The organism is Melioribacteraceae bacterium 4301-Me (assembly GCA_041538185.1).
Taxonomy (GTDB): domain Bacteria; phylum Bacteroidota; class Ignavibacteria; order Ignavibacteriales; family Melioribacteraceae; genus Pyranulibacter; species Pyranulibacter aquaticus.
Window position 1 is genome coordinate 1 of record JBGORM010000009.1, and the last position, 12,176, is coordinate 12,176.

General features: G+C 35.1%; 6 protein-coding genes. All 6 read left to right on the forward strand.

The annotated features are described in order from the left end of the window. On the forward strand, positions 1 to 439 hold a 439-nt coding region (locus ABRY23_12870; GenBank protein MFA3783945.1), incomplete at its 5' end, for a T9SS type A sorting domain-containing protein. A 76-nt stretch (positions 440 to 515) separates the two neighbouring features. Beyond that, positions 516 to 3,173: a TonB-dependent receptor domain-containing protein gene (locus tag ABRY23_12875; GenBank protein ID MFA3783946.1), complete on the forward strand. Its 2,658-nt coding sequence runs from the start codon at positions 516 to 518 to the stop codon at positions 3,171 to 3,173. 2 nt (positions 3,174 to 3,175) lie between these two features. Further along, positions 3,176 to 6,436 carry a hypothetical protein gene (locus ABRY23_12880; GenBank protein ID MFA3783947.1) on the forward strand — a complete coding sequence of 1,087 codons (3,261 nt, stop codon included), beginning with the start codon at positions 3,176 to 3,178 and terminating at the stop codon, positions 6,434 to 6,436. A 21-nt stretch (positions 6,437 to 6,457) separates the two neighbouring features. Then, a complete protein-coding gene (locus tag ABRY23_12885; GenBank protein ID MFA3783948.1) occupies positions 6,458 to 7,495 on the forward strand; it encodes a PorV/PorQ family protein in 1,038 nt (345 codons plus the stop codon). After that, positions 7,495 to 8,901 carry a glucoamylase family protein gene (locus tag ABRY23_12890; protein ID MFA3783949.1) on the forward strand — a complete coding sequence of 469 codons (1,407 nt, stop codon included), beginning with the start codon at positions 7,495 to 7,497 and terminating at the stop codon, positions 8,899 to 8,901. Before ABRY23_12885 ends, ABRY23_12890 begins: the two co-directional genes overlap by 1 nt. A gap of 15 nt (positions 8,902 to 8,916) precedes the next feature. Further along, positions 8,917 to 12,159, forward strand: a complete 3,243-nt coding sequence (locus ABRY23_12895; protein MFA3783950.1) for a discoidin domain-containing protein — start codon at positions 8,917 to 8,919, stop codon at positions 12,157 to 12,159. Positions 12,160 to 12,176 lie beyond the last annotated feature (17 nt).

Here is a 12,176-nt window from a genome sequence, read left to right on the forward strand (position 1 = left end):
GGCAGATGGGGATTCATTTGATGATGCGTTATCGGATTATGGGACGAGGACATGGTGGTTTAGAGAAAATCAAGGTGGCCCTGCTACACCTTGGGCTTATTTAAGTCCTGTTGATTTTGTTACAGGTGTCGAAGAAGCAAACCAATCTGTTCCATTGGAATTTAAGATAATAGGTAATTATCCTAATCCATTTAATCCATCTACAAAAATTAGATATTCACTTCCTTCTTCGGGTGATATAACAATTAATATTTATAACATCTTAGGCCAGAGGGTTTTCTCAAAAAATCTTCTGAATTTGAGCAAGGGTTATCACGATTTTGAATTTAATGCTAACACTTTTGCTTCAGGAGTTTATTTTTACCAGATTATATATAGAAATGGAATTACAGGCCAAATAACAAATAGTAACACAGGAAAAATGTTACTGCTTAAGTAAGATATTGGTTATTGGTGTTTAATTGGAGAGGCGTTAGAATGCCTCTCCTTTTGTTAATTTCTAAGATGAGGTTAAAATGAACAAGACTGTTAAAAAGCAGACTTTTCATAAAATTAGATTTTTACTGTTAGCCGTGATAATGTTGTTTACTTATGATTATTTATCTGCACAAACAACTGGTAAATTAGCAGGCAGAGTGGTTGATGAAAATGGTCAGCCTTTAATAGGTACCAATGTTATCGTTTTAGAAACGACCGCTGGTGCATCAACCGATTTAGATGGTTATTATTCAATTATTAACTTAAGAGCGGGCACTTATAAAATTAAGTTTCAGTATATTGGCTATCAGAGTAAAGTTTATGAGAATGTAAGAATAACCTCTGACCAAACCACTCAATTAAATGTTACACTTACACCAGAAGCTGTTCAGGGACAGGAGGTAGTTGTAGTTGCTCAAAGGCCAATTGTTAATTTCAATGAAACAAGTTCTGTAGTTTCAGTTAATAAGGAAGAAATTAAAAATCTGCCTCTGCAAAGTCTTAATGAAATAGTAAATTTACAGGCTGGTGTAATTGATGGGCATTTTAGGGGTGGAAGAATTGGTGAGGTACAATACCAAGTTGATGGTGTTAGTGTTGTTAATCCTTATGATAATTCTTCTACTCTTACTTTAGATAAATCAATTCTGGAAGAAGTCCAGGTTATAAGCGGTACATTCGATGCAAAATACGGGCAAGCAATGTCTGGAGTTGTTAATGCAGTATTAAGAAGCGGTGGTGATAGATTTCAATTTTCAGGAGAAATTTACGGCGGAGATTATTTTACCACGGATACAAAACGGTACCCCCATAATAATACTTATAATCCCACAGGTATAAGAAATTTACAATTAACCCTAAGTGGTCCAACAGGCATTAGCAATACATCATTTTTGATTAGTGGTAGAAGGTTTTTAGATGATGGCTATTTGTTTGGTGTTAGAAAATTTTTACCTACTGATAAAAATAATTTTGAGCAGAAAATTTTTAATCCGACCGGTGATAATAAATTGGTTCCAATGCAGTACTATAAAGAATGGAGTGGACAGTTTAAGCTTACAAATAAATCTATTCCTAATGTTGAACTTAGTTATCAAGCTACCGGAAATCTTACAAAGCGTTCATATTATAATCATTACTTTAGGTTAGACCCTGATGGCATTAAAGAGAATACTACAAAATCTTTATCACACGGTTTATCGTTCACTCACACTCTCTCAACCTCAATGTTTTACAAAATTAATCTTAGACAAAATTATTTTAATTATTCTGATTATAAGTATGAAAACTTATATGACCCCCGTTACCTTGAGGCCGGTCAACCTAAAGGCGACCCTAATTATGAAGATGGAGCTTTTCTACAGGGGGTAGATTTATCACGCTTTAAACAAAAAACAATTTCATATATCCTAAAAGGTGATTTTACATGGCAGGCTAACCGCATTCATTTGTTAGAGGCTGGTTTTGAAGGGCAATACTCAGAAATTACATTTGGAAGTCCAGGCTTTATTGTTACTACAAACGTTAACGGTGTAGAAATTCTTCAACCACGCGAAAATATTCCACGTGTTCCAGGCATTCAGACTTATTTTCCTAAACAAATGGCAGCTTATCTTCAAGATAGAATTGAATTGGGAGATTTAATTGTTAGAGCAGGTTTAAGATTTGAGTATTTCGATCCACATGCAAAAATACCAAGTGACTTGTCTAATCCCGCAAATTCCATTCAAGGTGCACCTAAATCTTTCTTAAAAAGAACTACAATTAAAACTGCTTTAGCACCAAGATTAGGCTTAAGTTTTCCTCTTACTTCAAGTTCTTCAGTTTATTTTTCTTATGGACATTTTTATCAATTGCCAGGCCTTGGGCTGCTTTATAACAATGCTGATTATTCAATACTTGATGAACTTCAAGCAGGGGGTATAAGTTATGGTGTAATGGGTAATCCTGATTTGAACCCGGAATTTACAATTCAATATGAAGCTGGATATAAACAAGCCATTGGCAATAACTTCGGCGCAGAAATTTCTTTCTTTTATAAGGACATAAGAGACCTTTTAGGTGTTGAATTTGTAAGCACATACACAGCGGCAGAGTACGCAAGGTTTACTAACGTCGACTTTGGAAATGTATATGGGTTTACAATTTCTTTAACTCAAAGAAATTTTGGTAATATTTCCACCACACTTGATTATACTCTTCAATATGCACAGGGAAATTCAAGTGACCCAAGAGAAACTGCAAACAGAGCCGCTGCAGGCAAAGATGCTAGACCACGAACAATTTTCTTTGATTGGGACCAAAGACATACTCTTAACGCAACTGTTTTGTATAACTTGCCTGACGATTTTTCCATTAGTGCTATTTTTAAATTAGGTACAGGTACACCATACACGCCGGAGATTGGGACTGGTTTCGGAGCGGATTTAGAAACCAATACAGGGCGAAAGCCCACCTATTTTGTAGTTGATTTAAGAGGTGAAAAGTATTTTCACATAGGTGCGTTGCGTATTAGTGTTTTTGCACGAGCATTTAATTTATTTAATCAAGATTTTCTGAACGGTTTTGTTTTTGCTTCTACTGGAAGCCCGGATTATACTCTTACACCTGAAGCACAAAGAGCTCAATTAACCGACCCATCAAGGTTCTATATGCCCCGTCGAATCGAATTTGGAATTACATTTGGGAGTAAATGATTATGATTAAGAAAAATTTTAATAGAAAAAAACTTGCTAAACAAATAATGCCTCTTCTTATACTATTACTGTTTTTCCCCAGAATGGTTACACCACAGAATTATTTGCCTGTTGTCCCACCTGAACTTAGAGGACGCATTGATATGGAAAGGATGGGAATGCACGATGCAAATAAAATTAGAACTATGTTTTATAATTATGGTATGGTTGGCGACTATCCCCCAGATCCTTTAAAAGTTGACTATAGTGTTTTCCATTCAGTTGAGGTTCCTAAGGGTTCAGGTGAAAACTACAGTGATGGTACCACCCCCTTTGTTTTGTCGAAAATCGTTCAGGAAACTGGCAAAGATGCATATATAATGTTAACTGGTTACAGAGAACGGCAGGGAACAAGTCCATTTACAAACAAAACTATGCGCTTTGAACCAAGACCAGGTTACTTTCAGACAGACCCAAATATTAACGTAGGCCGATCTGTGGCTATGAGTAACGATCCGAGAACTTGGCCAGACGCTTGGATTGATAAACTTAACGACCAGGATGACCCTGGCTGGAAGGGCTCGTGGAATGGTTATTTTGGCAAAGCTCCTAAAGCTGATCAAGAGAGTTTTTGTGTTTATGATGATAATTATTACGATGCATGGAGCTTTTACCCTGATTCAAGAGATAGAACTCGCAGAGGACTTGGCTTAAAAGTGGAACAAAGAGGATTTCAATGGTCTAACCCTCAATCTGCCTATGTCATTTTTTTTCATTATGATATTTCCAACGAAAGCACCACAAAGTACGATAATAATGTTATTTTCGGTTTGTATATGGACTCCGGCGTGGGCGGCTCGGCTATAGGAAAAGATGGAATCGCTGAATCTGATGACGATAATGCTTACTTTGATAAGTCCTTAGGATTAAATCTTGTTTACACTTGGGATAAATACGGCAATGGATTTTTTGGACCAACAGGTTATCTAGGATATTCATACTTAGAAACACCAGGTAATCCTTTCGATGGAATCGATAATGATAGCGATGGAATTATAGACGAGAAAAGAGACGGCGGACCCGGAGAACATATAGTAGGTCAAGAAGCAATTAAGGCATACGTTCAATCACATTATAACATGCAGCTGTTCGAACAATTTTATGGACCGCTGGAAAAAAGACCTGCATATATACTTGGCTCATGGTGGACCGGCGATGAAAACATGAATTGGATGGCTGAGTTTGATGATACTGGCGCTGATGGAGTTTTTGGAACTCACGATACAGGTGAAAGAGATGGTATACCTACTCCAGGTGAACCAAATTTCGATAAAACCGACATCGATGAATCAGACCAAATAGGACTTACTGGATTTAAGTTAAATCGTATAAAGGCCGGTGCTGGTAATCCCGACCCGCGAGTCGATCAAATTGTTTTTTTCGACGATGGTAAAGAGTGGCCTAAAAGACTGTATAATATTTTCACTTCTCCCGATAGCGCTTTTGATAAACCATTAGCTCTAAATTATAACATTGGTTTTTTATTTGCGTCTGGACCTTTTATACTTGATACTGGTAAAAGGGAAAGATTCAGTTTAGCGCTGGGCTTTGGAAAAGATTTAAGAGAATTACGAAATACAACAAAAGTTGTTTTACAGATTTACAAAGCTAATTACCAATTTGCAGTTCCGCCACCGACACCAACAGTAAATGCATTTACAGGCGATGGTTTTGTTACTCTTACTTGGGATGATGCAGCCGAGCGTGCATACGACCCTGTAACAAACCGAAACGATTTTGAAGGTTACCGAGTTTACAGAAGTACAGACCCTGCTTTCTTAGACCCACAAGTGATTTATACCGGTACGGGAACTGGTCCTATAGGAAATGGAAGACCTATAGCTCAATTTGATTTAAAAGATGGAATAGAAGGTTTTTCTAAATTAACTGTTGAAGGCGTTGCATATTTTCTTGGTGAAGATACTGGTCTTTCACATACATTTACTGATACGACTGTCACAAATGGTCAAAGGTATTTTTATGCTGTAACCTCTTACGATACCGGTGATGATTCAATAGAAATTTATCCTTCAGAAAGTTCAATTTCTGTAAGCCAAACTTTGAGAGGAGGTACAATTTTACCCAAAAATGTTGTTGAAGTAATTCCTAATCCTCCTGCAACAGGCTACAAAGCAGCAAGTGCTTACGATATTGTTCATTCTGAAGGAAACGGATTTGGCGAGGTTTCAGTTGAAGTACTAAATTCTAAATTAGTTCCTCAAGACCATCTTTTTGAAATTGGTTTTACACATCCACAAGATAGTGTTCAAGCGTCTTATTATTACTTAACAGATCTCACAACCGGTGATACTTTATTTTATTTTGGCAAAGATTTTAATGGCGAAGGAAGAGGTCCTGTTGGAGATGGATTGTTGCCTGTTGTAAAAACTATTCCAACAATGCAAATTGATAACGATAAAACGGGTTTTGAAAATAGTCAGACAAATATAAAATATACAGTACGTTATTCTATTGGCTTACCAGTATCTTTGAGAAGACCAGGTTATCCTTATGATATCGATATTGTGTATGCATCGACCGTTCAAGATACTTCAATTGCTGGAATAGGACTGCCTGCTAAACCTACTTATTTTAAGGTAATTGCAAAAACTCCGGATGGGGATAAACAACTAGATTTTAGGTTTAGGAATGTTAGTAACTCGGGTGTGCTTAGTAACCCTGGCGATTATATTGAAATTCTTTCTATTGATCCTACTAATCCAACTAAAATAAGACCAGTTTGGAGAATTGATGTAGATACCACTGGATTAGGGAAAAACCCAATTGTTCCTCCCTCGGCAGGTAGTGTTTTTCATCTAAAACTGAAGCTTCCTTTTTCTAAAGCCGATAAGTTTACTTTTAGAACAAAAGCTCAATACTTAGATGAAAATTTATCCAAAGAACAATTTGATAAAAAACCCTATGTTGTTCCTAATCCTTATGTAGGTGCTGCAAGTTTTGAACCGCAAAGATTTGCAGTCTCCGGCAGAGGTGAAAGAAAAATTGAGTTTAGAAATTTACCTGCAAACTGTACTATAAAGATATTTACCATTAACGGTGAGCTTGTCAAAACTCTGCACCACAGCGGTGATATAAATTCTGGAGTTATTGCGTGGGATTTAAGAAATAAAGATCAACTAGAAGTTGCACCCGGTCTTTATATATATCACGTTGATGGAGGTTCTAATGGTACTTACATTGGTAAATTTGCAATCATTAAATGAAATTTTTTTAATGGTGATAAAATGAAAACGAACGGATTACATAAAAAATTATATATAGTCGTTTTGTATGGACTGTATTTTCTTTTTTCATGTGTTAATATTTATCCGCAAAGTAAAACGGGTACTACAATAGGACAGTTTCTTAAGATTGAGCCAAGTGCTCGCGCTGTAGGCTTGGGGAATGCGGGAGTATCTCTTTCTGGCGAGGCCTCTTTGCTTTTTTATAATCCTGCAAGTTTGGGCAGACTTCAAGGTGTGGATGTGCAGTTCACTTATAATAAGTGGCTTGCCGATATTCAATATAATTACGCTGTTGCTGCTATGAACATCAGCAGTATTGGCACTTTTTCCCTTGTAATAACTTCTTTAAATTCTGGTGAAATAGATGTAAGAACAGTTGAAAAACCCCTTGGTACAGGTGAAAGGTATACTGTAAATGATTTTTCATTGGGTCTTGCCTATGGATTAATGTTAACCGACCGCGTGTCTGTTGGCTTACAAGTTAATTATATAAATGAATCAATCTGGCATAGCAGTCTTAATGCCTTTGGAATGAACTTCGGAGTACAATATCAATTAATGGATGGTGATTTTACAATTGGTGCAAGTGTCTCAAATTTTGGAACAAGAGCATCTTTTAACGGAAGAGACCTTTATATTAACTATGACTTTGACCCCAAGAAATATGGAGATAATGATAGATTACCAGCTGAACTTCGTACTGATGAGTACTCTCTGCCAACTATATTTAGAGCAGGAATTTCTTACTTAGTTAAATTTAGCGATTCTTATAAATTACTTGTTTCTGCTGATGCAGTTCATCCGAATGATAATAATGAAAGCATAAATATTGGCGGTGAGTTGAATCTTATTGATATGATTACACTTCGTGCTGGTTATAGAAATTTGTTTATGCCGGACCTTGAGGGCGGTTTAGTGCTGGGTGCAGGCGTTAAAACTAAAATAGGCAATTTCTTAACTGCCAAATTTGATTATGCTTGGGCAGATTATGGCGTTCTTCAAGAAGCTCATAGAATTACAGTGGGGGTAAGCTTTTAATGAAAAATAAATTTCAGCTAAAATTACTGATTTTACTGCTTTTGCCTCTGTTTTCTGATGCAATTTATTGCCAAAGCTACAAACCATATTGGAATAATGAATTTCAACTAAGCGCTGAACAAAAAAATTTTTTGGATACACTTCAGTATAAATCGTTTCTCTACTTTATTAACGAAATAAATCCAGAAAACGGGTTAGTGAAAGATAGAAGTACAAACAACAAGGTGGTGAGTTCACAAGATTCTCCAGCGTCAATTGCTGCGGTGGCATTTGCAATTCCAATTTGGGCACTGGCTTCTGAAAAAGGATGGATTGAAAGAAAAAAAGCAATTAATCTCACTCTTGCAGCGTTAAAATTTTTCTGGAATTCTGAACAGTCACTGGATTCGCTTGCTACTGGCTACAAAGGTTTTTACTATCACTTCTTAGATATGTCAACTGGCAAAAGGTTTTGGAATTCTGAATTATCTTCAATTGATTCAGGATTGTTATTTTGCGGCTTCATCTTTGCAAGGCAGTTCTATAATCACTCAAATCCAAAAGAAGTTCTAATTCGTCAACTTGCTGACAAATTATTGAAAAGAGTTGACTGGGAATGGTTTACTCTTAAACATTCACCAAAATATCCCTACACAATTTCATTGGGATGGGAACCAAATACTGGGTTTAACCAATTAGGATGGTGGGGTTATACAGAAGCTTTATTTCTCTATATTATTGCTGCTGGGATGGATATGCCAAATGTAGATAAAGGCTACCAAACATGGCTTAGTTTTTATAAATGGAAAGAACCATATAAAAATTTAGCTCACGTAGTTTTTCCATCTCTTTTTGTTCATCAGTTTTCTATGATTTTTCTGGATATGAGAAATTGGACGGACTCATATATGAAAGAGAAAGGGATTGATTATTTTGAAAATTCGAGAAGGGCAACTTATGTACAAAGGCAATATGCAATTGAAAATCCAAACGGCTGGATAGGTTACGACAGCTTAACTTGGGGGCTGAGTGCCTGTGATGGCCCTGGCAGCAAATATAACTTTGATGAAAAAAAATTTTGGGATTACTCAGCAAGGGGTACTTCAGGTCTAGATTCAACTTTTGATGATGGAACCCTGGCACCGTATTCACTTGCGGCTTCAATTCCTTTTGCACCTGAAATTTGTATCCCTTCTTTAATGAATATAAAAGAAAAATATGGACCTAAAGGGTTATGGGGTCCTTATGGATTTTATGATGCCTTTAACCCTACCTTAAATTGGTACGACAAAGACTATTTGGGTATTGATCAAGGACCTATCGTTCTCATGATAGAAAATTATTTTAACGGATTCGTGTGGAAATATTTTATGAAAGACCCAATTGTTATTAATGGTTTGAAAAAACTTGGTTTCGAAAAAAAATAATGCTCTCGAAATATAATGAAACTTGCTTCTACACTTAAAATAATAATTTATTTATTCCTTTCTTTACTTCTATTCGTTAATAATATCTTTTCACAAGATTTATTGATAGATAATTTTCAGTCTGCTGAGGATTGGAAAGTTATAACATCTGAGGGAGTCAAACTACACATCTCAACTGTAGATGGAATTAATGGTAAAGCAATACGGATTGATTATAACTTTACAAAAGGAACTGGCTACGGTGGAATACAAAAAGTGTTTCCTATTAAACTGCCGTCCAATTATAAATTTTCTTTTTATATAAAAGGAGATTCACCAAATAATAATCTGGAATTTAAACTTCTTGATAAAAGCGGTGAGAATGTCTGGTGGGTAAATAAAAGAAATTTTGAATTCCCTCATAACTGGCAAAAAATTAATATTAAAAAAAAACATATTGAGTTTGCCTGGGGTCCTGCTTCAGATCATCAAATGCGTGAAATAGATAAAATCGAATTTACTATCTCATCATATAATGGTGGAAAAGGAACTGTTTATATCGATGAACTATATTTTACTCAATTACCTGAAATCAATTTGACTCCACTAACTCCTCTTATAACTTCATCTGACAAAATTAGCAATGAAGAATATCTCTCAGATGGAAATATAAATACAATCTGGACAACCAACGATTCTAAGTCGGAAATATTAATTGACCTAAAAGGCAGCAGAGAAATAGGTGGACTAAAAATTAACTGGCCTGAAAAAAATTTTAGTGCCTTGTGCAGAATAAAAGCATCTCAAGATTTTAAAAAATGGGAGACCGTTTATGAATTCGAAAAGAAATCCCCATACCCAAACTACATTCTATTAAGGGAATTAGAAGCAAGTTATTTGAAATTAGAGATTACCTCTAAAAACAATGAAGAAAAAATTGGAATAGCAGAAATAAAAATACTTCCCTCTGATTATTCGGAAAATGACAATAATTTTTTCATAAACATAACAAAAGATTTTCCACGCGGATTTTTCCCTCGTTATTTTAATCGTGAAGCATCTTACTGGACAATAGTTGGCGTTAGCGAAGACACTAAAGAAGCATTAATTAATGAAGATGGAATGGTAGAAATAGATAAGTCCCAATTTTCAATTGAGCCTTTTATTTATACTGATGGAAAATTAATAACATGGAACGATGTGGCAATAGAACACTCATTAGAAGAAAACTATTTACCAATCCCCTCGGTTAAATGGAAAAGTGAACAACTGAATTTAGAAATCAAAGCATTTGCCGAAGGGAAACCCAATGAAAGTTCAAAGTTATTTGTTACTTACTTATTAAAAAATGCTTCCTCAAAAAAGAAATCAGGTAATTTATATTTAGCGATTAGACCATACCAAGTGAATCCTTATTACCAGTTTTTAAATGATATGGGAGGCGTAGCCAAGATTAATAAAATAGAGTACAAAAAATCTTATGTAATTGTTAATGATAAAAAAATTATTTATACGATGGAACCAGCTGATGATTTTGGTGTATCGAATTTTGATAATGGTGAAATTATTAATTACTTAGCAGAAGGCAGACTTCCTTCAACAATGACAATGAATATGAATATTCACCACTTTGTGGAAAATATTACTGATTCAACAGGCTTTGCTTCTGCCGCTTTCAAATATAAATTTGACTTATTACCTAATGAAGAAAAGTTAATTGCCATTTGTGTACCTTTCCATGAAAACATGCCCTTAAAAAATCTTTCTTTGGAAAATCTAAAAGCAAGCTATAGCAAAACACTTAAATTCTGGAAAGAGAAACTGAATAAGGTAACATACAAACTACCTCCATCCGCCAATAAACTTGTTAATACTCTAAAATCAAATTTGGCATATATTCTTATAAATCAAGATAAAGCTGGAATTCAGCCCGGCTCAAGATCGTATGAACGGTCGTGGATTAGAGATGGTTCGCTAACTTCATCAGCTTTATTAAAGAACGGTTTAACAAAAGAAGTAAGAAACTTTATTGAGTGGTATTCAAAATTTCAGTATGAAAATGGCAAAGTTCCTTGTGTTGTGGATAGAAGAGGACCTGACCCAGTCCCAGAAAATGACAGCAACGGCGAATTTATCTACTTGGTAAAAGAATATTTTAGTTTTACAAAAGATACTACTTATTTAAGAAAACAATTTCCTAAGGTTATTAAAGCAGTAGAATATTTAGAGTTTTTGATTAGCCAAAGGACTAATGAGCACTTTAGAAATGGTAATGATAGTACACGTTCTTTATATGGAATTTTGCCAGAATCAATTAGTCATGAAGGATATTCTGCAAAACCGATGCATTCTTACTGGGATGATTTTTGGGCGTTAAAGGGACTTAATGATGCGGTTGAAATATGTTCTACACTTAATGATAAAGCCCATCTTAAAAACTTTACTGAAATTAGAGATGAGTTTAAAAAGAATTTGTATAACTCGATTAATCTTGCAGTTAAGTACAAAAATATAGATTATATTCCGGGTAGCGCTGAATTAGGAGATTTTGATGCAACGTCAACAGCAATAGCGATTTATCCTTGTGGGGAAAAGGAGAATCTCCCTTTTCAACTTCTTCAAAATACTTTTAATAAATATTACCAATTCTTCCAACAAAGAGAAAGAAACGAAATAGAATGGATAAATTATACACCGTATGAATTAAGGACAATCAGTACTTTTGTTTTGCTTAATCAAGTAGAAAGAGCACATGACCAATTAAATTTTTTCTTTGCAGATCAAAGACCTTCTGAATGGAATCAATGGGCTGAGGTTGTATGGAAAGATTACCGAACGCCTAAATTTATTGGCGATATGCCGCATACATGGGTTGGCTCGGAATTTATAAACTCGATGCGCACAATGTTTCTCTACGAAAATGAATATGATACTTCACTTGTTATTGGTGCTGGTCTTTATAAGGAATGGATTGATTCCCCCGATGGAATGAATGTAGAGCATTTACCCTCATATTTCGGTGATGTTTCTTATTTCATAAAAAAAGAAAATGATGAGAATTCGCTCATCGAGAATTCTCCACTTCGTGAAAAATATCATATCAATGTTGTGCTTAATCAAAAAGAGAAGATGAAAGTGAAGGTTGTATTAAAAAATTTTAACAATGGAAAAGTGCCAAAAAAAGTATTAGTCAACGGAATTGAACAGAAGGAATTCACTAAAAATTCAATCCCATTTTACATCGGTAAAACACCAGTTAGCCTTGAAATTTTTTATTAACAATCTTGCTCAACTAG

Excerpts from the sequence above, each read along its gene's own strand:
- ABRY23_12875 (MFA3783946.1), top strand. The coding sequence starts at position 516 with ATGAACAAGACTGTTAAAAAGCAGACTTTTCATAAAATTAGATTTTTA.
- ABRY23_12880 (MFA3783947.1), top strand. The coding sequence starts at position 3,176 with ATGATTAAGAAAAATTTTAATAGAAAAAAACTTGCTAAACAAATAATG.
- ABRY23_12885 (MFA3783948.1), top strand. The coding sequence starts at position 6,458 with ATGAAAACGAACGGATTACATAAAAAATTATATATAGTCGTTTTGTAT.
- ABRY23_12890 (MFA3783949.1), top strand. The coding sequence starts at position 7,495 with ATGAAAAATAAATTTCAGCTAAAATTACTGATTTTACTGCTTTTGCCT.
- ABRY23_12895 (MFA3783950.1), top strand. The coding sequence starts at position 8,917 with ATGAAACTTGCTTCTACACTTAAAATAATAATTTATTTATTCCTTTCT.